The following is a 24,011-nucleotide window of genomic DNA, read 5'->3' on the forward strand; positions in this document are numbered from 1 at the left end:
CACTGCTGCAAAGCAGCGAAGCCGAGGTGCGATGACATGGGCCGCCTAGCTTTATGATCACCAGTGAACCGCCGCCTCCGCATACGCCCTCCCGTCGCCACCCACTTTGGCGACTGCGAACATCGCCGACCGAGTGGGCCGCGTCGCGGTACCCCTGTGAAGAAAGGTGAACTCCATGGCCCTCAGGTTGCTACGACGCCGACTTTCGCGCGGTGGCTCCGGTGCCGGAGCGAGCATGTCGGTCCCCCTGCCACCCGACGCCGGGGCGTTCGGCTACCAGGTCGTCGATCCCCTGGGGCAGCCCATGGGCGGGGCCGAGGTCACCGTGAGCGCGGTGGAAAGCCACCGGGTGGTGACACGTGGAACCACGGATCCCAACGGCTACTTCATAGCGACGCTGCCTCCGGGCTCCTACAGCGTCATGACGGCCGCCGAGGGCCTGTCACCCGCCCGCGAGACCGTCGACATCACGGCCGGGGTCGCTCCGGCGCCGACACGCGTGAGCCTCGCACCCGCGCGCCAGTTGGAGCTTCCGACAGCCGGGACCTGGCTGTTCGACCCTCCGCACACCGCGATCCGGTTCATCGCCAAACACGTCGGCATGGCTCATGTCCACGGCCGGTTCACCCGCTTCCAGGGCGGCATCCGCGTCGCACCGGAAATGACCGACTCGCAGGTCTCGGTACGCATCGAAGCCGCCAGCATCAACACGGGTAACAACACCCGTGACAACCACCTGCGCTCCGCCGACTTCCTGGACGTCGAGCGCTACCCCCACATCGACTTCACCAGTACCCGGTTCGCCTACCGCGGCGGGTCCAAGTGGACCCTGCACGGCACGCTCACGATGCACGGCACCAGCCGCTCCGTCGGCCTCGACACGACCTACCTCGGGATGGTCAACGGGGGCTACGACCAGGAGCTGCGCTGTGCGGCCCTCGCCAAGGCGGAACTCCACCGGGAGGACTACACCCTGAACTGGCGCTCCATGCTGGCCCGCGGTATCGCGGTCGTCGGTCCCACCATCCAGCTGGAAATGGATGTGCAGGCCATGTACCGCACCCACGACACTCCCACGCCCCCGGAGTAGACACCCCCCAGGCGACGCCTCAGTGCGCCATCGTCCCACCGCCTAGAAGCGGCCCCACACGTACACCGTGCGGTGGCCGCCGAGGAGTGCGGTGAGGCGGGCGCGGAAGCCGGCGGTGAGGTCGGGCCAGTTCCAGAACTCGAAGCCGAGGTGGCCGAGGGCGACGGGTGCCTCGTCCCACGTCCAGTCCTGGACGGGGACGGCGGTGGCGCAGGCGGGGCAGTCGACGGTCGCGGCGCCCGTGTCGTGCCAGATCCGCATGGCGGTGCTGAAGCGCTGCCAGGCCGTGTCGTCGTCCGGGCCGTCCAGTGGTGTGGGTGCGGCGCAGTGCGGACAGTGGGCCGCGCCGGGCATGTCCGCCCCGCTGGTGAAGCCGGTGCGCCGGGTGTGGACGGCGAGTCCGTCCGAGGGCGCGAGGTCCCAGTCGTCGGTGACCGCCCGCTCCCAGTGCGGGCCGGGCGGGTGTCCGAGGGGCTGTCCGGGTACGCACCGGGTGCGTTCGGCGAGGACGACGCCCTCGGCGACCAGCCATTCCAGCACCCGCCCGGCCAGCCGACATGCGTCGGCCCCGCACGCGTCGATGTCGACGATCGCCTGGAACCGGTCACCCATGGTGTCGGCCCGGCGTCCCGTCCAGTACGCCGTCCAGTACGCCGTCCAGCAGCCGCGCCCACTGCTCCACGACCCGTTCCCGGCGGGCCGCGTCGTCGGTGAGGAGGTTGGCGAGGCCGAGGCCGCGGGCCATGTCGAGGAGGCCCTGGACGGTTTCGCGGGCACCGGGGCGGCTCTCGTCGGCCCCGAGGAGGTCGACGGCGATGCGGTGGGTCTCGCGGCCGACGCGGGCCTCCAGTTCGGTCACCCGGCCGCGCAGCTGCTCCTCGTCGGAGGCGGCCACCCACAGGTGGAGGGCGGCGCGGAAGAGGGGGCCGGTGTAGAGGTCGACGAGCGCGGCGATCACGGCGTGCCGGTCGTCGGCGCCGGCGCGCTCGGGGAAGAGGGCGCGCAGTGCGACGGAGCGTTCCTCGGCGACGTATTCGACGGCGGCCGTGAAGAGGTCCTCGCGGGTCGGGAAGTGGTGCTGGGCGGCGCCCCGGGAGACGCCGGCGCGTTCGGCGACGACGGCGACCGTGGAGCCGGCCCAGCCGTGTTCGGCGAGGCAGGCCACGGCGGCTTCCAGGAGCCGCTGCCGGGTGGCCCGGCTGCGGTCCTGCTTGGGAACGCGCTCCGCGCGGTCGGCTGCGTGCACGGCGCCGCTCACACCACCCATTCCGGATCCCGTCGTTCGAGGAAGGCCGTCATCCCCTCGCGGGCCTGCGGGGAGGCGAACAGCCGGGCCGAGAGCGCGGTCAGGCGGTCCGCGTCCCGGTCGAAGGCCTCCAGCACCCTAGCCGTGAGCAGCCGTTTCGTCTCGGCCAGGCCCTGCGGTGAGGCACGGCGCACACCGTTGAGGACGGGTGCCAGTACGGCGTCCACGTCGTCGCCCGCCGCCGTGACCAGGCCGATGCGGGCGGCCTCGGCGGCGTCGAGGCGTTCGCCGGTGAGGTAGTGGCGGGCGAGGGCGCGAGCGCCGGTGCGGGGCAGGAGCGGCAGGGAGATGACGGCGGGGGCGACGCCGATGCGGACCTCGGTGAAGGCGAAGGTCGACGTGGTGGAGGCGGCCGCGATGTCGCAGGCGCCGAGCAGGCCGAGGCCGCCCGCGCGGACGTGTCCGGCGACGCGGGCGATGACGGGTTTGGGCAGTTCGACGACCTGTCGGAGCAGTGCGACCAGGGCGTCGGGGTGGGGCGGGTCGCGCAGGTCGGCACCGGCGCTGAAGGTGTTGCCGGTGTGGGTGAGGAGGACGGCGCGTACGTCGGTGTCCTCGCCGGCGGCGGTGAGGGCGGCGGCGAGGTCGGTGACGAGGGCGGCGGACAGGGCGTTGCGGTTGTGCGGGGAGTCGAGAGTGAGGGTCTCGACGCCGCGGGTGCGGGTGCGGGCGACGAGGGTCACGGGCGCTCCCTCAGCTCGCGCCACAAGAAGGGGAGCACCGCGAGGACCCGTTCGCCCGGTGCGGCCGGGATCGCCGGTTCGAGCTGGGCGGGGTTGGTGGCGATCTGCCGGTGGGTGAGCATGACGCCCTTGGGGGTGCCGGTGGTGCCGGAGGAGTACGGCAGGGCGGCGACGTCCTCGGCGGGGTCGATGGCGACGGACGGTTCGGGGGCGGTGGAGGCGGACGGTTCGGGGGCGGTGGAGGCGAGCATGTCGATGAGCGAGCGGTGGCCCGGCGCGCTGTCGCAGACGAGGATCTCCTGGACGCCGCCCGCGAGTCCGGCGGCCCGCCGGGCGGTGTCCAGCAGGGGCGAGAGGGTGACGATCCAGCGGGCCGCGCAGTCCTCCAGTTGCTTGCCGAACTCCTCCGCCGTGGCGAGCGGGTGCACGGTGGTGACCGAGGCTCCCGCGCGGGTGGCGGCGTGGAAGGCGAGCGGGAAGGCGACCGTGTTGGGGCTGTGCAGCGCGAGGACGTCGCCCTCGCGGACGCCGGCCTCGGCGAGACCGGCGGCGACGCGCCGGTGGAACCTGTCCACCTGCTCGTCGGTGAGGGTGGTGCCGTCGGCGCCGTCGATCAGCGCCGGGGTGTCCCCGTACTCGGCGGCCCGGCCGAGCACGGCCTCGTGGATGGGCAGGTCGACGGGCGGGACGTCTGCGTACTCGCTGCGGGACACGGATCCTCCAACAGGTCCAGAACGCGGTCTAGTACGACTTGGGCAGGCCCAGGGTCTGGTGGGAGACGTAGTTGAGGATCATCTCCCTGCTCACCGGGGCGATGCGGGCCACGCGCGAGGCCGTGATCAGGTGGGCGAGCCCGAACTCGCGGGTGAGGCCGTTGCCGCCGAGGGTGTGCACGGCCTGGTCGACGGCCTTCACGCAGGCCTCCCCCGCGGCGTACTTGGCCATGTTGGCGGCCTCACCGGCACCCGTGTCGTCACCGGCGTCGTAGAGGTGGGCGGCCTTCTGTGTCATCAGGCGGGCCAGTTCGAGGTCGATGTGGGCCTGGGCGAGGGGGTGGGCGATGGCCTGGTGGGCGCCGATGGGGGTCTTCCAGACGGTGCGCTCACGGGCGTACTCCAGGGCGCGGGAAAGCGCGTATCGGCCCATGCCGATGCCGAACGCCGCGGTCATGATGCGCTCGGGGTTGAGCCCGGCGAAGAGCTGGAGGAGCCCCGCGTCCTCGTCGCCGACGAGGGCTTCGGCGGGCAGCCGTACGTCGTCGAGGGTCAGCTCGAACTGTTTCTCCGCGGCGTTCAGTTCCATGTCGAGCTGTCGGCGCTCGAAGCCGGGGGTGTCGCGGGGGACGATGAACAGGCAGGGCTTGAGCCTGCCGGTGCGGGCGTCCTCGGTGCGGCCGACTATGAGGGTGGCGTCGGCGATGTCGACGCCGCTGATGAAGACCTTGCGGCCGGTCAGGAGCCAGTCGGTGCCGTCGCGGCGGGCGGTGGTGGTGATCCGGTGGCTGTTGGAGCCCGCGTCGGGTTCGGTGATCCCGAACGCCATCAGGCGGGTGCCGTCGGCGAGGGACGGGAGCCAGTCCCGCTTCTGGGCGTCGGTGCCGAAACGGGAGATGACGGTGCCGCAGATCGCCGGGGAGACGATCATCATGAGCAGGGGGTTGCCGGCGGCGCCCATCTCCTCCAGGACCAGGGAGAGTTCGGTGATGCCGCCGCCGCCTCCTCCGTAGGTCTCGGGGAGGTTGACGCCGATGTAGCCGAGCTTGGCGGCTTCCTGCCACAACTGCCGGTTGTCGGTGTCGAGGGTGCGGGGGTGGTTCTTGGCGAAGGTGGCTACCGCTTCGCGGAGGGACTTGTGCTCTTCGGATTCCATGAGGGTGGTCACTGTGCTCCTTCGGGTGCGGGTTCGTCGTGCCTGTTCGCGCCCACGCGGCGGAGCCGCATATTCGACGCGGCCCCGCCCCCCTATGCCTCCTGAACTACCGCCAGCAGAGAGCCGACCGAGACCTGCTGACCGGGTACGGCCTTCAGTTCCGTCAGCGTGCCCGTGGCCGGGGCGGTGATCCGGTGTTCCATCTTCATCGCCTCCAGCCACAGGAGGGGCTGCCCGGCCCGGACGCTCGCGCCCTCCGTCAGGCCCTCCGCGACGCGGACGACCGTGCCGGGCATGGGAGCGAGGAGGGAGCCGGGGGCGTGCTGGGCGGTGAGGTCGGGGAAGCGGGGCAGGGCGGTGAGGGTGGTGGTGTTGACGTGGACCCGGTCATCGCCGTAGCGGGCGACGTCGTAGCGGCGCCGTACGCCGTCGGATTCGAGGACGACGAGGCGGGCGTCGGCGTGGACGACGCGTACGCCGTCCGCGGTGAGGCCGGCGCGGGTGTGGCGGTAGCGGACCTCGTGTTCCTCGCCCGCCATGGTGTACCGCTTGACCTGGGGCTGTGACGGGACGTTCCGCCAGCCGCCCCCGAACCGGGAGCGGCCGTGGGCGTCGGCGAGGGCGGCGGCCAGGGGCGCGAGGGGGTCCGGGGCGGGTGACGTCAGGTCGGCCAGGTGGCGGTCGTAGAAGCCGGTGTCCATGCGGGCGGACGTGAACTCCTCGTGCCGCAGGGATCGTACGAGAAGGTCCCGGTTGGTGACCGGGCCGTGGATCGCCGCCCGTTCCAGGGCGCCTGCGAGGCGGCGGACGGCCTCCGCGCGGGTGGGCGCGTGGGCGACCGCCTTGGCGAGCATCGGGTCGTAGTGGACGCCGATGTCGTCGCCGTCGGTGTGACCGGTGTCCAGGCGGATGCCGTCGGGGACGGCGAGGCGGTGCAGACGGCCGGTCTGCGGGGCCCAGCCGTTCGCCGGGTCCTCGGCGTACAGGCGGGCCTCGACGGCGTGGCCGCGCGCGTGCGGGGGGTCGGCCTCCAGGGCGTGGCCCTCGGCGACCCGCAGCTGGAGGGCGACGAGGTCGACGCCGAAGACCTCCTCCGTGACGGGGTGTTCGACCTGGAGGCGGGTGTTCATCTCCAGGAAGTGCGCCCTGCCGTCGGCGACCAGGAACTCGACGGTCCCGGCGCCGGCGTAGCCGACCGCGCGGGCGGCGCGGACGGCCTGCCCGTACAGGTCCTGGGTGAGCGAGGCGCTCAGGCCCGGTGCGGGGGCCTCCTCGATGACCTTCTGGTGGCGGCGCTGGAGGGAGCAGTCGCGGGTGCCGAGCGTCCACACCGTGCCGTGGGTGTCGGCGAGGACCTGCACCTCGACGTGGCGGCCACCCTCCACATAGGGCTCGACGAACACCTCGCCGTCGCCGAAGGCGCTCGCGGCCTCCGCGCGGGCGGCGGTCAGTGCGGCGTCGAGGTCGGCGAGGCGCCGTACGACCCGCATGCCGCGTCCGCCGCCGCCGGCCGCGGCCTTCACCAGCACCGGCAGGTCGGTCTCGGTGACGTCGGTGAGGGGCGCTATGCCCATCAGTTCCTTGGCGCGGGTCTTGGACGCCATCGCCTCGATCGCCTCCGGCGGCGGCCCGATCCAGGTCAGGCCGGCGTCGGTGACGGCGCGCGCGAAGTCGGCGTTCTCGGAGAGGAAGCCGTAGCCGGGGTGGACGGCGTCGGCGCCGGCGGCGGTCGCCGCCTTCACGATCAGGTCGCCGCGCAGATAGGTGTCGGCGGAGGCGGCGCCCGGCAGCCGCACCGCCGCGTCGGCCACGCGCGCGTGCAGGGCGTTCTCGTCCGCGTCCGAGTGCACGGCGACCGTCCGGATGCCCGACTCGCGGCAGGTGCGGAAGACGCGGCAGGCGATCTCGCCCCGGTTGGCGACGAGGACAGTGCTGATCACAATGGGTCCCTCACATCCGGAAGACGCCGAAGCCACCGCGTGCGCCCTCGTAGGGTGCGGTGTGGACGGCGGACAGGCACAGGCCGAGGACGGTTCGGGTGTCGCGCGGGTCGATGACGCCGTCGTCGTGGAGCCTCCCGGACAGGAACATCGGCAGCGACTCGGACTCGATCTGCTGCTCCACCATGGCGCGCAGCGCGGCGTCGCCCTCGTCGTCGTACGGCTGTCCCTTCGCGGCGGCCGACTGGCGGGCCACGATGGAGAGCACGCCGGCGAGCTGCTGCGGGCCCATGACGGCGGACTTGGCACTGGGCCAGGCGAACAGGAAGCGGGGGTCGTAGGCGCGGCCGCACATGCCGTAGTGTCCGGCGCCGTAGGAGGCGCCCAGGAGGACGGAGAGGTGGGGCACGCGGCTGTTGCTGACCGCGTTGATCATCATCGCGCCGTGCTTGATGATGCCGCCCTGCTCGTACTCCCTGCCGACCATGTAGCCGGTGGTGTTGTGCAGGAAGAGGAGCGGGATGTCGCGCTGGTTGGCGAGCTGGATGAACTGGGCGGCCTTCTGCGACTCCTCGCTGAACAGCACCCCCCGGGCGTTGGCGAGGATGCCCACCGGATAGCCGTGCAGGCTCGCCCAGCCGGTCGTCAGGCTCGTCCCGTACAGCGGCTTGAACTCGTCGAAGTCGGAGGCGTCGACGATCCGGGCGATGACCTCGCGCGGGTCGAAGGGGGCCTTGAGGTCGCCGGGGACGATGCCGAGCAGGTCCTCCGGGTCGTACTTCGGTTGCTCGGCGAGCGGCGGATCGGGGTACGCCTTGCGGTGGTTGAGCCGGGCGACGACGCGGCGGGCCTGGCGGATCGCGTCGGGCTCGTCGACGGCGAAGTGGTCGGCCAGTCCCGAGGTGCGGGCGTGCATCTCGGCTCCGCCCAGTGACTCGTCGTCGCTCTCCTCGCCGGTCGCCATCCTGACCAGCGGCGGCCCGCCGAGGAAGACCTTCGCCCGTTCCTTGACCATGATCACGTGGTCGGACATGCCGGGGATGTAGGCGCCCCCGGCCGTGGAGTTGCCGAAGACGACGGCGATCGTCGGGATGCCGGCCGCGGACAGCCGGGTGAGGTCGCGGAAGATCGCGCCGCCGGGGATGAAGATCTCCTTCTGCGACGGCAGGTCGGCGCCGCCGGACTCGACCAGGCTGACGCAGGGCAGCCGGTTGGCGAGGGCGATGTCGTCGGCGCGCAGTGCCTTCTTCAGCGACCAGGGGTTACTGGCGCCCCCGCGCACGGTCGGGTCGTTGGCGGTGATCAGGCACTCGACGCCCTCGACGACGCCGATGCCGGTGACGAGGGAGGCGCCCACGGTGTACTCGCTCCCCCAGGCCGCCAGCGGCGACAGCTCCAGGAAGGGCGTGTCGGGGTCGAGGAGCAGTTCGATGCGCTCGCGGGCGAGGAGCTTGCCGCGCTTTCGGTGCCGGGCGACGTACTTCTCACCGCCGCCCGCGAGGGCCTTGGCGTGCTCGGCGTCCAGGTCGGCGAGCTTGGCGAGCATCGCCTCGCGGTTGGCCCGGTGGTCGGGGGCGGCGGGGTCCAGGGCGGAGGGCAGGACGGTCACAGCAGGGCCTCCGGTATGTCCAGGTGCCGGGCGCGCAGCCATTCGCCGAGCGCCTTGGCCTGCGGGTCGAATCGGGCCCGTGCGGCGACGCCCTCGCCGAGGAGGCCCTCGACGACGAAGTTCAGGGCGCGCAGGCCGGGGAGGGCGTGCCGGGTGACGGGCAGGTCGCGGGCCTCGGGGATCAGCTCGCGGAAGCGGTCGGCGGTCAGTTCGTGCGCGAGCCACCGCCAGGCCTCCTCCGTCCGCGCCCAGACGCCGACGTTGGCGTCCCCGCCCTTGTCGCCGCTGCGGGCACCGGCGACGAGGCCGAGGGGTGCGCGGCGGGTGGGGCCGGGCGGGAGCGGTGGCGGCGGAGGTGGTTCCGGTACGGCTTCGAGTACGGCCGTGTCCTTCGCGGGCGCCACCGGCACCCGGCGTCCGTCGTGCAGGACGGCCACGTGGTCCACGGCGTCCTGCGGGACGTGGACGGCCTCGAAGACGCCGTACGGGGCGCCCTTGGCCGGAGGGGCCAGGACGTGGAAGCCGGGGTAGCTGGACAGGGCCAGTTCGACGGCGGCTCCGCTCAGCGCCCGGCCGGCCTTCTCCGGGTCGGGGTCGCGTACGACGAGCCGCAGCAGGGCACTGGCCGTCTCCTCGGTGGGCGCGTCGGGCCGGTCGGTGCGGACGAGGTCCCAGCGGACGTCGGCGACCTCACCGAGGGCGGGCTCCATCTGGGCGCGGACCAGCGCGGCCTTGGCCTCGACGCCGAGTCCGGTCAGGACGAAGGCGACCTCGTTGCGGAAGCCGCCGAGCCGGTTGAGGCCGACCTTGAGCGTGGGCGGCGGCGCCTCGCCCCGCACGCCGTCGATCCGTACGCGGTCGGGCCCGTCCTGGGTGAGCCGTACGGTGTCCAGCCGGGCGGTGACGTCGGGGCCCGCGTACCGGGCGCCGCTCGTCTCGTACAGCAGTTGGGCGGTCACCGTGCCGATGTCGACGAAGCCGCCGGTGCCGTCGTGCTTGGTGACGACGCAGCTCCCGTCGGCGTGCACTTCGGCGAGCGGGAAGCCCGGCCGCCGTACGTCACCGTCCCGGAAGAACGCGTAGTTGCCGCCGGTCGCCTGCGCCCCGCACTCCAGCACGTGCCCGGCGACGACCGCGCCCGCCAGCCGGTCGTACTCCGCCGGCTGCCACCCGAAGTGCGCGGCGGCGGGCCCGGTGACCAGCGCGGCGTCGGTCACCCGCCCGGTGACGACCACGTCGGCGCCCGCGCGCAGGCACTCGGCGATGCCGAAGCCGCCGAGGTAGGCGTGCGCGGCCAGCGTCCCCGGATGGGCGGCGGTCAGGTCGTCGCCCTCGACGTGCGCGACCCGCACGGGGATGCCGAGCCGGTCGGCCAGCGCCCGTACGGCGTCGGCGAGTCCGGACGGGTTGAGCCCGCCGGCGTTGGCGACGGTCTTCACACCCCGCTCGTGGGCGAGGCCGAGGCACTCCTCCAGCTGCCGCAGGAAGGTGCGCGCGTACCCGGCGTCCGGATTCTTCAGCCGGTCGCGGCCGAGGACGAGCATGGTGAGTTCGGCGAGGTAGTCGCCGGTGAGGACGTCCAGGGGGCCACCGGTGAGCATCTCGCGCACGGCGTCGAAGCGGTCGCCGTAGAAGCCGGAGGCGTTGCCGATGCGGAGCACGCTCACTGGTCGGTTCCCTTCGGCGGGCGTCCGGCTCCCGGCGGTCCGGCGAAGGCCTGGGCGATGTCCAGCCAGCGGTCGGCGTCCGGGCCCTCGGCGGTGAGGGCGAGGTCGGCGCGGTGGGCGCGCTGGGTGGCCAGGAGGCAGAAGTCGAGGGCGGGGCCGGTGACGCGCTGCGGGGCGTCCTCGGGGCCGTACGTCCACAGGTCGCCGCCGGGGCCGGTGAGTTCGACGCGGAACTGCTCGGCGGGCGGGGTGAGTCCGTGGGCGGCGTGGGCGAAGTCCCGGGCGCGGACGCCGATGCGGGCGATGTGCCGCAGGCGGGCGGTGGGCGGGCGCGTGACGCCGAGGGTGTCGGCGACGTCGAGGCCGTGGGCCCAGGTCTCCATCAGGCGGGCGGTGGCCATGGAGGCGGCGGCCATGGGCGGGCCGTACCAGGGGAAGCGGGCGCCGGGGGACGAGGCGCGCAGCGCCTTGTCGAGGGCGGCGCGTCCGTCCCGCCAGGTGGCCAGCAGCGTGGCGGGTTCCAGTCGGGCGCCCTCCTCGGCGCCGTCGTCGACGTACCGGTCGGGTGCGGCGAGGGCCTGCTCGACCAGGGCACCGAAGCCGTCCTCGTCGGTGACGGCGACCAGGGCGGCCCGGTCGGTCCAGGCCAGGTGTGCGATCTGATGGGCGATCGTCCAGCCGGGCGCGGGGGTGGCGAACCGCCACTCCTCGGGGCTCAACCGGGCGACCAGCGCGTCGAGTTCCTCGCTCTCCTCGCGCAGGTCGTCGATGACGGGCGTCGGGTCGGACACGGGGCGCTCCCCTCGGGCACGCGGCGTGCGGGGCGGTGTGAGGTGGAGCATGGCAGGGAGATCCAGAAACAATCAAGCATGCTTGCATTGAAAATTTCGCTTTCCGCTCCATCGGCACCCCCTCCCCGCGCCCGCGGCGCCCCCGATCCAGCGGCGCCCCGCCCCGGGCGCGGCCTCAACCCGCCGAACTGTCGGTACAGGTGGGGTACGCGCAGTCGTGGAAGTCACTCGACTGTTCCGGCAGCACCCGGCCGTGGACCGTCCCCCTCGCCACGGGCGGCACCTGGCGCAGCGGCCTGATCTCCTGCACCAAGTCGTCGCTGCACGGCACCGCGGTACAGGCGCAGGGCTGGGCGGCGAGCAGCGAGTGCTCCGCCCCGACCGCGTACAGCGGCACGGCGGCACGCGCGGGCGCGCCCGTGGCCCGCGCCACGGGGCCCACCGCCGACTTCTCAGTCCTTCTTCGCGTGCCAGACCGTGAGATCGGCGTTGAGGAAGGCGAGTTCCGGCACTGCGGTCGACTTCGTCTGGACGACGAGCAGCGCGATGTCCCCGTTGCGGTGCCGGACGCAGATCTCCGTGCCGGCCGACGCCGCGGCCAGCTGGACACGGTGGCTCCTCTGGCCGGCCGTCATCAGGTCGCAGTGCTCGTACGTGGCACCCGGCTCGCCGAACATCAGCGTGAAGACGCTGGTGTCGCTCTCCAGCGCGCAGCCGACGTCCTCGCAGTCGAAGCGGATGTCCCCCTTGCGGTCCTCGCGCGTCTTCCCGTCGCTGAGGCTCAGTGAGGTGTCCGCGTCCACCGACCGGGGGCCGTAGGCGCGGGCTGGCGGCGTCGCCGTCCCGGCGGCGGAGCCGTCGGCCACCGATCCGGACGTGGCCGACGGGTCGGTCCCCCGTGCGGTCGACGGACCCGACCCCGTCGCGGCGGCCGATCCGGACTCACCGTCCCCGGGCGCGGACGACTCGTCCGCCTCCGCCCCCGTCCAGGGTGCTCCGGACGCCGCCGCGTCCCGGGCGCGGTCCCGGACGCCGTCCCACGCCACGTCCAGGACGGTCCACGCCGCCGTGATCACGAGCCCGCCCGCGGCCAGGGCGGCGGCCGCGATCAGGGCGACGCGTCTCCTGCGGCGCCTTCGTTCCTCCGGCCCGGCCGGCCGCTGCGGCGCGGTCGTGCCGTACGGACCGGCGGGCCACTGGGCGGCGCCCGGCGACCGTGCCGCACCCCGCCCCTGTGCGGTGGCGGGTCCCTGCGGGACGGCCACCGGTTGCGGGGCGGTCCACGGCCGCGTGTGCGCCGCGGTGCGATCCGGTGCCGGCTCCGGGGCCGGAGCGGGCGGCGGCACCGTCACTTCCGGCCCGGCGACCGCCCGCCAGACATCCGGCCCGCTCCCTGCCCCGACGTCCCGTCCCAGTTCCCGTCGGCACCACTCGACGACCTCCGCCGCGGTGGCCCGCTCCCCGGGGTCGGCGGCCATGCACCGGGCGATCAGCGGGCGGAGCCGCTCGGGCAGCCCCGACAGGTCGGGTTCGGAGTGCACGATCCGGTACAGCACGCTGACCGCGGGCCCGTCCCCGTAGAGCGGTTCCCCCAGTGCGGCGAACGCGGCCGTCTGGCCGAGCGAGAAGATGTCCGTGGCCGCCGTGACGTCGCCCCCGGACGCCTGCTCGGGCGCCATGTACTGGGGCGTTCCGATGGCGGTGCCCGTGGCGGTGTGCGCGGTGCTGTCGGCGGCGACCGAGATGCCGAAGTCGATGACGCGGGGCCCGTCGGAGGCGAGCAGCACGTTCGACGGCTTCAGGTCGCGGTGCACGATCCCCGCGCCGTGGATGGCCTGCAGCGCCTCGGCGACCCCCGCCATCAGCCACAGCACCGCCCCCACCGGCAGCGGGCCGCCCCGGGCGACGACGTCCGACAGGGCGGGGCCCGGCACGTACAGCGTGGCCAGCCAGGGCGGGGTGCCGTCCGCGTCGGCGTCGATCAGTTCGGCGGTGTAGGCGCCCTTCACCTTCCGGGCCGACTTGATCTCCCGGCCGAAACGCCGCCGGAAGGTCGGGTCGTCGGCCAGTTCGGACCGTACGACCTTGATGGCCACCGGGCGGCCGCCCTGGGTGTGCGAAAGGTAGACCCGCCCCATGCCGCCGGCGCCGAGCCGGGCGGCCAGGCGGTAGCCGCCCACCGCGTGTGGATCGTCGTCCTGCAAAGGCTGGAAGACGTCGGCCGTGTGGTTCATCGGTTCCCTCCCCATGATCCCGATGAGATGACCCGTCCGCAGCCTATGCGGTGCGGTCGAACGCCGGTCCGGCCGGGGCGGCGCTCGTGATCAGTTCCCCGGGTGCAGGTCCGGGGCCGCCTTCGCCCGCCCACGTCCCATCTGGGTCCGCACCGCCCCCATGCTCGCCGCGATGACGAGTGCGATGGCGGCGGCCTGGGTCGCGGACAGGGCCTGGTCGAGGACGAGGAAACCGGCCGCCGCGGCGATGGCGGGCTCCAGACTCATGAGGATGGCGAAGGTGGGGGCCGGCAGGCGGCGCAGGGCGAGGAGTTCGAGGGTGTACGGCAGTACGGAGGAGAGCAGCGCGACCCCGGCGCCCAGCGCCAGCGTCATCGGGTCGATCAGCTCGGCGCCCGACTCGGCGATGCCCAGCGGCAGGAACAGCACCGCACCGACCGCCATCGCGAGGGCCAGCCCGTCGGCCTGCGGGAAACGGCGGCCGGTGCGGGCGCTGAAGAGGATGTACGCCGCCCACATGACCCCCGCCGCGAGCGCGTAGGCGGCACCGACCGGGTCGAGGCCGTCGAAGCCGCCGCCGCTGAGCAGGAAGACGCCGGCCAGGGCGAGCCCGGCCCAGACCAGGTTGACCGCGCGCCGCGAGGCGAAGACGGACAGGGCGAGCGGGCCGAGCACCTCCAGGGTGACGGCGGGGCCGAGGGGGATGCGGTCGACGGCCTGGTAGAAGAGGCCGTTCATGCCGGCCATGGCGATGCCGAAGACGACGACCGTGCCCCAGTCGGCCCGCGAGTACCCGCGCAGGCGGGGCCGGCAGACGAGCAGCAGCACGACGGCGGCGACCGCCAGCCGCAGCGTCACCACGCCGAGCGCACCGGCCCGCGGCATCAGGCTCACCGCCAGCGCGGCACCGAACTGCACGGACAGACCGCCGGCCAGGACGAGACCGACGGGCCCGAGGGACCCCCACCGCCCGCCCTGCGCGCCGTCCGGCGCGGGGGACCGGCCGGTGGCCTGACCGGTGGCGGGCGCTGCCCCGGGGCCCGCCGTGGAGGCGGGGGCGGCCGGGGTGGGGGTGCCGGGGGTAGCGCTGGGGGTACTCACGGGTGCTCCGGGACGGTCAGCGGGACGGGTTCGTTCATCGAGCTGTACGGCACGGTCCACAGTAGTGGACCAGGACAGGCGCGTACTCCTGCCATGCAACTGTCGGGGGCGGGGAACGCCGCTGTCAACGGACATCCGATCCGTGGGCGCCCTCCCCCGGATCGGCCCGCCCGCCGAGGAGGTAGCGTCCGCCCTGTGAGACGACTCATTGCCCGCCTGTGGCGCGTCCTGCGCCCGGTCCAGAGCCGTGTGATGTGGCTGCTGCACACGAAGTACGTGGTCGGCGTGACCGGCGTGGTGCGCGACGACCGGGGCCGGGTCCTGCTGCTGAAGCACCGGATGTGGCCGCCGGGCCGCCAGTGGGGGCTGCCGAGCGGCTTCGCGCGCAAGGGTGAGGACTTCCGGCGGACGGTGGTCCGCGAGGTGCGGGAGGAGACCGGCCTCGATGTGGAGGTGGGCCGCCTGGTCATGCTGAACAGCGGCCTGCGCACCCGCCTGGAGGTGGCCTACGAGGCCCGTCTGCTCGGCGGTGATCTGCGCATCGACCCGCTCGAGATCCTGGAGGCCCGCTGGTGCCGACCGGACGACCTGCCCGAGGACGTCCAACCGGTGTGCCGTCCGCTGGTGCGGGGCGAGACGGCTGCCTGAATCGCTTTCGCAGGACGTGTCGAAAGCGCCGGCCCCCGATCGACGCAAGGGTGAAGGCAGCACACTCCACCACCCCGGGAGCACCCCCCATGACCACCACCGTGACCGCGGACCTGGCCAGCACCCTCGACGGCTACGTCGCCGGCCCGAACGTCACCCTCGACAACCCGGGCGGTGACGGCGGCGAGCCGATCTTCGCCTGGATCCACAACCTGGCGAGCTGGCGGGAACGCCAGGGCATGACCGGAGGGGTGGAGAACCGCGACTCGGAGCTGCTCCGGGAGTGGTTCGACGCCACGGGAGCGGTGGTCATGGGCCGGATGATGTACGACACGGGCGAGGAGTTCTGGGGCGAGGACCCGCCCTTCCGCACCCCGGTCTTCGTCCTCACCAACCGCCCCCGCCCCGCCCTGGTCAAGAAGGGCGGCACCACCTTCACCTTCGTCACCGACGGCATCCACAGCGCCCTGGAGCAGGCGAAGACCGCCGCCGGAGACCGCAACGTCGACATCGCGGGCGGCGCGGACACGGTGCGGCAGTACCTCGGGGCGGGCCTCATCGACGAGCTCCAGCTCCACGTGGTCCCCACGCTCCTCGGAGCCGGACTGCGGCTCTTCGAGGGACCGGGCGCGGTCCGGCGCGACCTCGAACCGGTTCGGGTGGTGCACACTCCCCTGGCCACCCACCTGAAGTACCGCCTCGGGCAGTGATCCGGAGAGCGGCCGACGACGGCAGCCGCCTCGTCCGGGCCACCTTCGGCGGACGGCCCGTCGCCCGTGCCGGGCGACAGCCACGCGGAGCCGTCGGCCGCGTCGCCGCCCAGCTCGGCCACCACCAGCTCGGCACGGCGGTCGCCGTCCAGGTCGGTGAGGGCCACCGCCGAGCCGAAGCCCGTTCGCTCGCCCGAGCCGGGGAAGGTGCCGCCTTCGAAGACCCGGGCGCCCTCGCCGGTCAGTCCGTCCGGGCCGCCCGCCGGGAACAGCACCTGCTCGGGGCCCGGTTCGGCGTACGGGTCCCATCGCGGCGCCCCGGCCGCCGAGTCCGCGTATCCGTCACCGTTCACGTCCCCGGTGTCCAGGGAGATGAAGCCGGCGTCCTCGTCCTGGGGCTCCTCGCCGGGCACGCCCGGCGTGTCGCGGTCGATCGTCGTCCTGCGCTTGCTCGGCCCCGATTCCGACCCGTACACCACCGTCACCGAGCCGCGGCTCGCGTCGCCGCCCCGGGGGCTGAGGACCAGGTCGCCGCAGCCGTCGCCGTCCACGTCACCGACGGCCGCCGTCGCCGCGTCGGGGAGGTCCGCTCCGTCGGGCTGGGTGAGACCGTTCGGGCCGCCCTCGAAGTAGCCGACCGGCCATGGCGTCTAGGACCAAGTGGCGTCCGGCGACCAGGCGTCGTGGACGGTCACCAGCTCGTCGGCGCCGTCGCCGTCGAGGTCCCCGGCGACGAGGTCGACGTAGTTCGCGGAGTCGACGTTCCCCGCGGGCCGGCGCGGGGCCGGGACGGCGGCCGTCTCCGCCGGGGTGCCGTCCCTCTCGAACGGCCCCTTGAGCAGCCCCTTCCCGGAGCCCAGCCCGAGACCGGATCGGTGTGCCCGTCGCCGTCGAAGTCACCCGCGGCGAGCTGCTCGTCCAGGATCGGGTCGATGTCCCAGGAGACGTGACTGGTGTCCGTCCCCGGCACCCGGGTGGCGCGGGACAGCCCCGGTCGCCGAGCCCCACATGACGATCACGCTCGGCCTCCAGTCGAAGACGGCGGCGGCGAGGTCGGTGTACCCGTCCTCGTCGAGGTCGCGGGCGACCACGTCGGACCCGAAGAAGCTCTCGTCTCGGTTCTTCCCCGGTATGCCGGGGTCGTCCTGCGTGAGGTGCTGACAGCGTGTCGGCCCCGTCCCGTCCCCCTCCCCGTACGCCACCTCGATGCTGCCGCCTCCGGCCCCGCCCTCCACGTCCCCCTGCGAGCCGAAGGCCAGGTCGGGGTGACCGTCCCCGTCGAAGTCGGCGGCGGGGGTGGTCTCGGACGCGGGCCGCTGTGTCACCGGCGCGGTGCCGTGCACCGAGGTCCGGCAGTCGTGCGGCGCTGTGACGTCGGTCGCGGAGTCGCCCGCGATCACCGCACCCGTGACGGCGGCCAGCGCGACAAGGGCCGCACCGCCCACCACGAACCACTCCCGCTCACCGACGCGCCGCCGCGCCCCTCCCCCTCGACCACCCGAACCGTCCATACAGACATCACGCAGCGGCTGTCCGGCACGGTTCCGGTCAAGCCGGGTCGGCGCCACTGCCTCCCGGCCGCTCGGCGACGAAGGAACCGAGGCCGACCTCGGCCCGGATCAGCCCTTCCGCCTTGAGGTGGGCCAGCGCCTTCTGCGCAGTCGAGGCGGCAATGCCGAACTCGGCCGACAGCTCGACCACCGATGGAACCCGGCTGCCCACGGAGTAGGTGCCGTCAGCGATACGCGCCTCAATGGCAGCGGCGACCTGCCGCCAGACGGGCCGGGTGCGTGTCGAGCTCGGGAGTCATGCGGTGGACGCTAATACGGCGCGGTAGACCGCGCGACCGCGGTAGACCGCGCTGGCTACTCCAGATGAATGCCCCCGCGACGGGTGGAGCCGTCCGGGGGCGCGGCCACCAGCTGAGACCCCTGAGGAGCTGATGACATGCCGTACCTTATCGGCCGCCTCGTCACCTGGGCGGCCCCGCTTCTCGAACCCCGAGGCACTCACCGCCGCACCGGCCCGCGCCCGGCAACCCTCACCGCACCGCTTTCTTCGTCCACTATTGGCATCGTCCCCCTCCCCACCCACCGCAGCCCCTACGGCCTGCCCCCCACCCTCGACGGCACGGGCACCGTGGCCGTACGCCCGTGTGTCGTCCTCCCCGCCCCGTACGAGCTGGGGGCAGCGGCATGACGGCACCGCGCGAACCCCGCCTGCTCCCCTGGTCCGGACCCGAGGGCAAGCCCGACTGTGTTCACGCCTTCTTCGAACTCCACCTGCGCGGCATCCCCCAGCCTCTGCTCGACGGCCCCACGGCGTCCCGCCCCGAGGTCGAGTTCCACCGGCCATGGCCTCCGTCACTCCGGCCGCTGCTCCAGCCCCTCCGCCAGCACCTCCGCCAGATGCCGCCCCCGCACCCCCGCCAGCTGCTCCAGCTGCGTCCGGCACGAGAAGCCGTCCGCCAGGACCACCGCCCCGGCCGGCGCCTCGCGCACCGCCGGGAGCAGCTGGTCCTCGGCACAGGCGACGGAGACCTCGTAGTGGCCGTCCTCGAAACCGAAGTTGCCCGCGAGGCCGCAGCAGCCGCCGCCCAGCTCGCCGGTCAGGCCCGCCGCCTCGCGCAGGCGGCGGTCGGCCGCGTCGCCCAGGACCGCGTGCTGGTGGCAGTGGGTCTGGCCGGTGACCGGACGGTCCACGGCGGGCGGGGTCCAGTCGGGGGCGTGACACTCCAGTGCCTCCGCGAAGGTCAGGACGCGGGCCGCGAGCCGAGCGGCTCGCGGATCGTCGTGCAGCAGCTCCGGCAGGTCCGTGCGCAGGGCGGCGGCGCAGCTCGGTTCCAGGACGACGACCGGTGCCGAGGTCTCCAGCACCGGGGCCATCAGGTCCAGCGTGCGGCGCATCACCGCTCGGGCGCGGTCCAGTTGGCCCGTCGACACGTACGTCAGTCCGCAGCAGACCCGGCCCCTGCGGGCGGCCAACAGTGCCAGAGCCGACCTCGACGTACCGTCCCCGACCACCGCACGCCCCCACAGCGTCGGCGGCAGCACCACCCGCAGCCCCGCCGCCTCCAGCACCCGTACGGCCGCCCGGCCCACGGAGGGTGAGAGGTGCTCCGTGAAGGTGTCGGGCCAGAGGACCACCAACTCGCCCTCTCCGCGCGGCCCGCCGCGCCCGCGCCACCACCGGCTGAACGTCTCCCCCGCCAGCCGCGGCACCTCCCGCTCCCCCGCGATCCCGCCCAGCCGTTTCGCCACCGCCGACAACGGCCCCACCGACGCCAGCGCGTTGACGACCGGCGCCACCCGCGCCCGCGACGCCCAGCGCAGCCACACCGGCAGCCACCCCATCGCGTAGTGGGCGGCGGGGCGGCGACGGCCCGCGTAATGGTGGTGCAGGAACTCCGCCTTGTACGTGGCCATGTCGACCTCGACCGGGCAGTCGGAGCGGCAGCCCTTGCAGGACAGGCACAGGTCGAGGGCGTCGCGGACCTCCGTCGACCGCCAGCCGTCCGTCACCAGTTCACCGGCGAGCATCTCGTGCAGCAGGCGGGCGCGGCCCCGCGTGGAGTGCTCCTCCTCCCCCGTCGCCCGGAACGACGGGCACATCACGCCCGAGCCGGTCACCGACGTCGTACGGCACTTCGCGACGCCGACGCAGCGGCGCACCGCCGCCGAGAAGTCGCCCCCGTCGGCGGGGTAGCCGAACTCCACGTGCACCGGCTCGCGCGGCAGGACGGAGAAGCGGAGGTTCGCGTCGAGCGGGGCCGGGCGGACCAGCATGCCCGGGTTGAGGAGGTCGTCCGGGTCCCAGACGCCCTTCGCCCGCTCGAAGAGGGCGACGGTCTCCTCGCCGTACATCCTGGGCAGCAGTTCCGCCCGCGCCTGCCCGTCGCCGTGCTCCCCGGAGAGCGAGCCGCCGTGCGCGACGACCACGTCCGCCAGTTCCTCCGAGAAGCGGCGGAAGCGGGCGACCCCGGCTTCCGTCAGCAGGTCGAAGTCGACGCGTACGTGGATGCAGCCGTCGCCGAAGTGGCCGTACGGGGTGCCGCGCAGGTCATGGGCGGCGAGCAGCGCCCGGAAGTCCCGCAGGTAGCCGCCCAGGCGGGCCGGCGGCACCGCGCAGTCCTCCCAGCCGGGCCACGCCTCCGCACCGTCCGGCATCCGCGTCGCCGTGCCGCTCGCGTCCTCCCGGATGCGCCACAGCCTCCGCTGACCGGCCGGGTCGGTCACCACCAGCGTGTCCACGACGTCCGCCGCCCGCACCACCGCCTCCGCGCGCGCCCGCGCCTCGGCCTCCGAATCGCCGCCCGTCTCCACGAACAGCCACGCCCCGCCCCGCGGCAGCCCCCGCGTGGACGGGACGAGGTCCACCGCCATGCCCTCCACTGTCAGGGGCCCGAGCGGCAGCAGCCCGGCAGCGGCCTCCGCCGCCCCCGCCTCGTCGGCGTATCCGAGGACTGCCAGCGCACGGGCCCTCGGCGCCTCGACCAGCCCGATCACCGCCTCCGTCAGCACGCCCAGCGTGCCCTCCGAGCCGCAGAAGGAGCGGGCCACGTCCGCGCCGTTCTCCGGCAGCAGCGCGTCCAGCGCATAGCCGGAGATGCGGCGGGGGAGGTCCGGGAAGCCGGTGCGCAGACGCGCCAGGTCGCCGTCGACCAGCTCGCGCAGGCCCTGTGGCGCCCCGGCCCAGTCCCGCCCGAGCCGCAGGGACCGCCCCCGCGCCGTGAGCACCGTCAGCTCCCGCACGCTGTCCGCCGTCGTGCCCCATGCCACCGAGTGGGAGCCGCAGGAGTTGTTGCCGATCATGCCGCCGAGGGTGCAGCGGCTGTAGGTGGAGGGGTCGGGGCCGAAGCGCAGGCCGTGCGGGGCGGCGGCCTCCTGGAGGCGGTCGAGGACCAGGCCGGGCTGGACGACCGCGGTGCGGGCCTCGGGGTCGAGCGAGAGCAGCCGGTTCATGTGCCGGGTGAAGTCCAGGACGACGCCCGTGCCCGTCGCCTGCCCGGCGATCGACGTGCCGCCGCCCCTCGCGACCACCGGCGTCCCGTGCTCCCGGCAGACCTCCAGCGCCGCCGCCACGTCGTCGGCGTCCCGGGGTGCCACCACGCCGAGCGGCACCCGCCGGTAGTTGGACGCGTCCATGGTGGTCAGCGCCCGGGACGTGACGTCGAATCCGACCTCGCCGCGTACGGCCCTGCGCAGTGCTGCCTCCAGATCGGTCATGCCCTCCAGCATGAGCGCTTGTGGCTTGGCACAGGTCCGCAAGGCGGAGATCTCGTCTCATCGGACGGACATGTCTCCGTCCGGTTTGGCCGACGGGATACGCTCCGGCACGTGGCTGAGATCCAGATTCCTGCTGACATCAAGCCCGCGGACGGTCGATTCGGCGCGGGTCCCTCCAAGGTGCGGGTGGAGGCGCTGGACGCCCTGGCCGCCACCGGTACGTCCCTGCTCGGCACCTCCCACCGCCAGGCGCCCGTCAAGAACCTGGTCGGCAAGGTCCGTGAGGGCATCTCCGAGCTGTTCCGGCTCCCCGACGGCTACGAGGTGGTCCTCGGCAACGGCGGCTCCACCGCGTTCTGGGACATCGCGACCCACGGCCTGATCGAGAACAAGTCGCAGCACCTGAGCTTCGGCGAGTTCTCCTCCAAGTTCGCCAAGGCCGCCAAGCTGGCGCCCTGGCTGGCCGAGCCGACCGTCGTCTCCGCCGACCCGGGCACGCACCCCGAGGCGCGGGCCGAGGCCGGCGTGGACGTGTACGCGTTCACCCACAACGAGACCTCGACCGGCGTCGCCATGCCCGTCAAGCGGGTCGTCGGCGCCGACGAGGGCTCCCTCGTGCTGGTCGACGCGACGTCCGGCGCCGGCGGCCTGCCGGTCGACATCGCCGAGACCGACGTCTACTACTTCGCCCCGCAGAAGTCCTTCGCCTCCGACGGCGGCCTGTGGATCGGCGTCTTCTCCCCGGCGGCGATCGAGCGCGCCGAGCGGATCCACGCGAGCGGCCGGCACGTCCCGGAGTTCTTCTCGCTGCCGACCGCGATCGACAACTCCCGCAAGAACCAGACGTACAACACCCCGGCGCTGGCCACCCTGTTCCTCCTCAACGAACAGCTTGAGTGGATGAACGGCCAGGGCGGCCTGGACTTCACCACCGGCCGCACCAAGGACTCCTCGACCCGCCTGTACACCTGGGCGGAGGAGGCCAAGTACGCCACCCCGTTCGTCTCCGACCCGGCCAAGCGGTCCCAGGTCATCGGCACCATCGACCTCTCCGACGACATCGACGCCGCCGCGGTCGCCAAGGTGCTGCGCGCCAACGGCGTCGTGGACACCGAGCCGTACCGCAAGCTCGGCCGCAACCAGCTGCGCGTCGCGATGTTCCCGGCGATCGACCCGGCGGACGTCGAGGCGCTGACGAAGTGCGTCGACTACGTGATCGAGAAGCTCTGACGCGACACGCTCGCAGTACGACGGTGAGGGGCGCCCGGCGATCAGCCGGGCGCCCCTCACTGCTCCCCCGCGCCTACCGGCTGAGCCGCTGGAAGCGTCGCACTGCCAGCGGCAGGAAGATCGCCGTCAGCACCACCGGCCACACCCCCGCCATCAGCAGCGCGTGCTGCTCGACCCAGGAGTCGCCGCCGCCGACCGGCGTGCCGAACAGCTCGCGGGCCGCCGCGGCCGTGGAGGAGATCGGGTTCCAGGCGGCCACCCAGCCCAGCCAGTCCGGCATGAGCTGCGGGGCGACGAAGATGCTGGAGATCATCGTCAGCGGGAACGCGACCGCGAACAGGCCGCCCGCCGCCTCCGGGTTGGGGACGAGGAGCCCCAGCCACACGCCGATCCAGATCAGCGCGAACCGCAGCCACAGCAGCAGTCCGAACGCGGCCAGGAATCCCCAGCCGCCGTCCGGCCGCCAGCCCATGGCCAACGCCGTCAGCATCATGATGGCCAGCTCGGCGCAGGCGACGACCAGATCCGTGACCCCCCGCCCGGCCACCACCGCCGACGACGACATCGGCATGGAGCGGAACCGGTCGATGACGCCCTTCGTGGAGTCGTGGACGACTACCGTCGCGGTGTTGATGAACCCGAAGGCCATGGTCATCACGAACATGCCCGGCATCAGGAAGTCCTTGTAGTCCCCGCCGCCGGGCACGGTCATCGCGCTGCCGAAGACATAGCCGTAGAGGAGGACGGACAGGATCGGGAAACCCAGCTGCCAGGCGATGTTGACGGGCTGGCGCTGGTAGTGGGTCAGGCCGCGGCGGACTATGTTGCCGCAGTCGGCGAGGAGCCAGTACAGCCGGCCGCGCTCGGGCGGGGCCGGCGTCAGGTCGAGGGCGCTCATGCCGCCACCGCGTCCTTCTCCGCGGCGTCCGCACGGTCCGCACGGTCCGTGCGGTCCGTGCGGTCCGTGCGGTGTCCGGTCAGGCGCAGGAACACGTCGTCGAGGCTCGGCCTGCGCAGCCCGATGTCCTCCACCCGGACACCTTCGTCCTGGAGGGTGCGCGCCACCTCGGTCAGGGCCGACACCCGGTCGGTGACCGGGGCGTGCACGCGCAGCGTCCCCTCGTCGGTCTCGGGTTCGCCCTCGCAGACCCGGGCGACCGTCTTCACCACCCGCCCGATCTCGGACCGCTCGGCCACGACGACCTCGATCCGGTCGCCGCCGACCAGGTTCTTCAGCCCGTCCGGGGTGTCGTCGGCGATGGCCCGGCCCCGGTCGATGACGGTGATGCGGGACGCCAGCTTGTCCGCCTCCTCCAGGTACTGCGTGGTCAGCAGCACGGTCGTGCCGCTCGCCACCAGCGACCGGACCGAGTCCCAGACCTCGCCCCGGCTGCGCGGGTCCAGACCCGTGGTCGGCTCGTCCAGGAACAGCACGGACGGGGCGAGGATCATCGACGCGGCGAGGTCGAGACGCCGCCGCATGCCGCCGCTGTACTTGCCGACGCCCCGGTCGGCGGCGTCGGTCAGGTCGAACTGCTCCAGCAGCTCGACGGCGCGCGCCCGCGCCCGCCTGCCGCCCAGGTGGAACAGCCGCCCGAACATCTCCAGGTTCTGCCGGCCGGTCAGCACCTCGTCCACGGCCGCGTACTGGCCGGTCAGGCCGATCCGCGCCCGTACTTCCCGCGCCTGCCGGGCGACGTCGAGGCCGGCCACCTCGGCCCGTCCCCCGTCCAGCCGGATCAGCGTGGACAGGATGCGCACGGCCGTGGTCTTGCCCGCGCCGTTCGGCCCCAGCAGCCCGTGCACGGTGCCCTCGCGGACGGCCAGGTCGAAGCCGTCGAGGGCGCGTTTGTCGCCGTACCGCTTCTCCAGCCCCTCGGCCCGTACCGCGTGCCCGTCGCTCATGGT

20 protein-coding genes and 3 pseudogenes are annotated in these 24,011 nt (G+C 73.5%); 5 read left to right on the forward strand and 18 right to left on the reverse strand.

The window, feature by feature from the left end:
* Nucleotides 1-175: 175 nt before the first annotated feature.
* Nucleotides 176-1,090: a YceI family protein gene (locus IE142_RS07475; protein WP_191884928.1), complete on the forward strand. Its 915-nt coding sequence runs from the start codon at nucleotides 176-178 to the stop codon at nucleotides 1,088-1,090.
* A 42-nt stretch (nucleotides 1,091-1,132) separates the two neighbouring features.
* On the opposite strand, the gene IE142_RS07480 is transcribed toward IE142_RS07475, so the two are convergent.
* The 12 genes and pseudogenes from IE142_RS07480 to IE142_RS07535 form a co-directional block, all read right to left on the reverse strand.
* Nucleotides 1,133-1,702: a hypothetical protein gene (locus IE142_RS07480; RefSeq protein ID WP_191884929.1), complete on the reverse strand. Its 570-nt coding sequence runs from the start codon at nucleotides 1,700-1,702 to the stop codon at nucleotides 1,133-1,135.
* Entirely contained in the window at nucleotides 1,695-2,357 is a 663-nt protein-coding gene (locus tag IE142_RS07485; RefSeq protein WP_191884930.1) for a TetR/AcrR family transcriptional regulator, read from the reverse strand. Before IE142_RS07485 ends, IE142_RS07480 begins: the two co-directional genes overlap by 8 nt.
* A complete protein-coding gene (locus IE142_RS07490) occupies nucleotides 2,345-3,079 on the reverse strand; it encodes an enoyl-CoA hydratase family protein (RefSeq protein ID WP_191884931.1) in 735 nt (244 codons plus the stop codon). Before IE142_RS07490 ends, IE142_RS07485 begins: the two co-directional genes overlap by 13 nt.
* Before the next feature lie 26 nt (nucleotides 3,080-3,105).
* Nucleotides 3,106-3,792, reverse strand: a pseudogene (locus IE142_RS07495) (AMP-binding protein); the annotation flags it as partial.
* Nucleotides 3,793-3,820: 28 nt separating this feature from the next.
* The gene (locus IE142_RS07500) at nucleotides 3,821-4,960 is read right to left on the reverse strand and encodes an acyl-CoA dehydrogenase family protein (RefSeq protein ID WP_191884932.1); all 1,140 of its coding nucleotides are present in this window, start codon (nucleotides 4,958-4,960) and stop codon (nucleotides 3,821-3,823) included.
* 80 nt (nucleotides 4,961-5,040) lie between these two features.
* A complete protein-coding gene (locus IE142_RS07505) occupies nucleotides 5,041-6,888 on the reverse strand; it encodes an acetyl/propionyl/methylcrotonyl-CoA carboxylase subunit alpha (RefSeq protein WP_191884933.1) in 1,848 nt (615 codons plus the stop codon).
* Between the two features lie 10 nt (nucleotides 6,889-6,898).
* On the reverse strand, nucleotides 6,899-8,497 hold the full coding sequence (locus tag IE142_RS07510) for an acyl-CoA carboxylase subunit beta (RefSeq protein WP_191884934.1): 1,599 nt from the start codon (nucleotides 8,495-8,497) through the stop codon (nucleotides 6,899-6,901).
* Nucleotides 8,494-10,164, reverse strand: coding sequence for an acyclic terpene utilization AtuA family protein (locus IE142_RS07515; RefSeq protein ID WP_191884935.1), 1,671 nt, complete (start codon nucleotides 10,162-10,164; stop codon nucleotides 8,494-8,496). Before IE142_RS07515 ends, IE142_RS07510 begins: the two co-directional genes overlap by 4 nt.
* Nucleotides 10,161-10,955 (reverse strand): TIGR03084 family metal-binding protein, encoded by a 795-nt coding sequence (locus IE142_RS07520; protein ID WP_191884936.1) that lies wholly within the window; start codon nucleotides 10,953-10,955, stop codon nucleotides 10,161-10,163. Before IE142_RS07520 ends, IE142_RS07515 begins: the two co-directional genes overlap by 4 nt.
* Nucleotides 10,956-11,130: 175 nt before the next feature.
* Nucleotides 11,131-11,388, reverse strand: coding sequence for a hypothetical protein (locus IE142_RS07525; RefSeq protein WP_191884937.1), 258 nt, complete (start codon nucleotides 11,386-11,388; stop codon nucleotides 11,131-11,133).
* 19 nt (nucleotides 11,389-11,407) lie between these two features.
* Nucleotides 11,408-13,189, reverse strand: a complete 1,782-nt coding sequence (locus tag IE142_RS07530) for a serine/threonine-protein kinase (protein WP_191884938.1) — start codon at nucleotides 13,187-13,189, stop codon at nucleotides 11,408-11,410.
* 90 nt (nucleotides 13,190-13,279) lie between these two features.
* Nucleotides 13,280-14,290, reverse strand: a complete 1,011-nt coding sequence (locus IE142_RS07535; protein ID WP_191884939.1) for an EamA family transporter — start codon at nucleotides 14,288-14,290, stop codon at nucleotides 13,280-13,282.
* Between the two features lie 195 nt (nucleotides 14,291-14,485).
* On the opposite strand from IE142_RS07535, the gene IE142_RS07540 reads away from it, so the two are divergent.
* The gene (locus tag IE142_RS07540; protein WP_191884940.1) at nucleotides 14,486-14,938 is read left to right on the forward strand and encodes an NUDIX hydrolase; all 453 of its coding nucleotides are present in this window, start codon (nucleotides 14,486-14,488) and stop codon (nucleotides 14,936-14,938) included.
* Nucleotides 14,939-15,027: 89 nt separating this feature from the next.
* Nucleotides 15,028-15,648 (forward strand): dihydrofolate reductase family protein, encoded by a 621-nt coding sequence (locus IE142_RS07545; RefSeq protein ID WP_191885069.1) that lies wholly within the window; start codon nucleotides 15,028-15,030, stop codon nucleotides 15,646-15,648.
* A gap of 332 nt (nucleotides 15,649-15,980) precedes the next feature.
* On the opposite strand, the pseudogene IE142_RS37625 reads toward IE142_RS07545, so the two are convergent.
* From IE142_RS37625 to IE142_RS07555, 3 genes and pseudogenes are all read right to left on the reverse strand, one after another.
* Nucleotides 15,981-16,199, reverse strand: a pseudogene (locus tag IE142_RS37625) (VCBS repeat-containing protein); the annotation flags it as partial.
* A 345-nt stretch (nucleotides 16,200-16,544) separates the two neighbouring features.
* Nucleotides 16,545-17,159 carry an FG-GAP repeat domain-containing protein gene (locus IE142_RS36390; protein WP_229830223.1) on the reverse strand — a complete coding sequence of 205 codons (615 nt, stop codon included), beginning with the start codon at nucleotides 17,157-17,159 and terminating at the stop codon, nucleotides 16,545-16,547.
* Between the two features lie 37 nt (nucleotides 17,160-17,196).
* Nucleotides 17,197-17,409 (reverse strand): annotated as a pseudogene (locus IE142_RS07555) (GntR family transcriptional regulator); the annotation flags it as partial.
* 186 nt (nucleotides 17,410-17,595) lie between these two features.
* Between IE142_RS07555 and IE142_RS07560 the strand changes: the two are divergent.
* Nucleotides 17,596-17,847 carry a hypothetical protein gene (locus IE142_RS07560; protein ID WP_191884941.1) on the forward strand — a complete coding sequence of 84 codons (252 nt, stop codon included), beginning with the start codon at nucleotides 17,596-17,598 and terminating at the stop codon, nucleotides 17,845-17,847.
* 164 nt (nucleotides 17,848-18,011) lie between these two features.
* Here the strand turns inward: IE142_RS07560 and IE142_RS07565 are convergent, their stop codons facing one another.
* Nucleotides 18,012-20,873: an FAD-binding and (Fe-S)-binding domain-containing protein gene (locus tag IE142_RS07565; RefSeq protein WP_191884942.1), complete on the reverse strand. Its 2,862-nt coding sequence runs from the start codon at nucleotides 20,871-20,873 to the stop codon at nucleotides 18,012-18,014.
* A gap of 111 nt (nucleotides 20,874-20,984) precedes the next feature.
* Between IE142_RS07565 and serC the strand changes: the two genes are divergently transcribed.
* Nucleotides 20,985-22,103 carry a phosphoserine transaminase gene (gene serC / locus IE142_RS07570; RefSeq protein ID WP_191884943.1) on the forward strand — a complete coding sequence of 373 codons (1,119 nt, stop codon included), beginning with the start codon at nucleotides 20,985-20,987 and terminating at the stop codon, nucleotides 22,101-22,103.
* A 73-nt stretch (nucleotides 22,104-22,176) separates the two neighbouring features.
* Here serC and IE142_RS07575 read toward each other — a convergent pair whose 3' ends face one another.
* Nucleotides 22,177-23,001 carry an ABC transporter permease gene (locus IE142_RS07575; protein ID WP_191884944.1) on the reverse strand — a complete coding sequence of 275 codons (825 nt, stop codon included), beginning with the start codon at nucleotides 22,999-23,001 and terminating at the stop codon, nucleotides 22,177-22,179.
* Nucleotides 22,998-24,008 (reverse strand): ATP-binding cassette domain-containing protein, encoded by a 1,011-nt coding sequence (locus IE142_RS07580; protein WP_191884945.1) that lies wholly within the window; start codon nucleotides 24,006-24,008, stop codon nucleotides 22,998-23,000. Before IE142_RS07580 ends, IE142_RS07575 begins: the two co-directional genes overlap by 4 nt.
* Between the last annotated feature and the right edge of the window lie 3 nt (nucleotides 24,009-24,011).

The organism is Streptomyces mutabilis, assembly GCF_014649815.1.
Lineage (GTDB): Bacteria > Actinomycetota > Actinomycetes > Streptomycetales > Streptomycetaceae > Streptomyces > Streptomyces mutabilis.

Excerpts from the sequence above, each read along its gene's own strand:
- IE142_RS07475 (WP_191884928.1), top strand. The coding sequence starts at position 176 with ATGGCCCTCAGGTTGCTACGACGCCGACTTTCGCGCGGTGGCTCCGGT.
- IE142_RS07480 (WP_191884929.1), bottom strand. The coding sequence starts at position 1,702 with ATGGGTGACCGGTTCCAGGCGATCGTCGACATCGACGCGTGCGGGGCC.
- IE142_RS07485 (WP_191884930.1), bottom strand. The coding sequence starts at position 2,357 with ATGGGTGGTGTGAGCGGCGCCGTGCACGCAGCCGACCGCGCGGAGCGC.
- IE142_RS07530 (WP_191884938.1), bottom strand. The coding sequence starts at position 13,189 with ATGAACCACACGGCCGACGTCTTCCAGCCTTTGCAGGACGACGATCCA.
- IE142_RS07545 (WP_191885069.1), top strand. The coding sequence starts at position 15,028 with ATGACCACCACCGTGACCGCGGACCTGGCCAGCACCCTCGACGGCTAC.
- IE142_RS36390 (WP_229830223.1), bottom strand. The coding sequence starts at position 17,159 with ATGGACGGTTCGGGTGGTCGAGGGGGAGGGGCGCGGCGGCGCGTCGGT.
- IE142_RS07560 (WP_191884941.1), top strand. The coding sequence starts at position 17,596 with ATGCCGTACCTTATCGGCCGCCTCGTCACCTGGGCGGCCCCGCTTCTC.
- IE142_RS07565 (WP_191884942.1), bottom strand. The coding sequence starts at position 20,873 with ATGACCGATCTGGAGGCAGCACTGCGCAGGGCCGTACGCGGCGAGGTC.
- IE142_RS07575 (WP_191884944.1), bottom strand. The coding sequence starts at position 23,001 with ATGAGCGCCCTCGACCTGACGCCGGCCCCGCCCGAGCGCGGCCGGCTG.
- IE142_RS07580 (WP_191884945.1), bottom strand. The coding sequence starts at position 24,008 with ATGAGCGACGGGCACGCGGTACGGGCCGAGGGGCTGGAGAAGCGGTAC.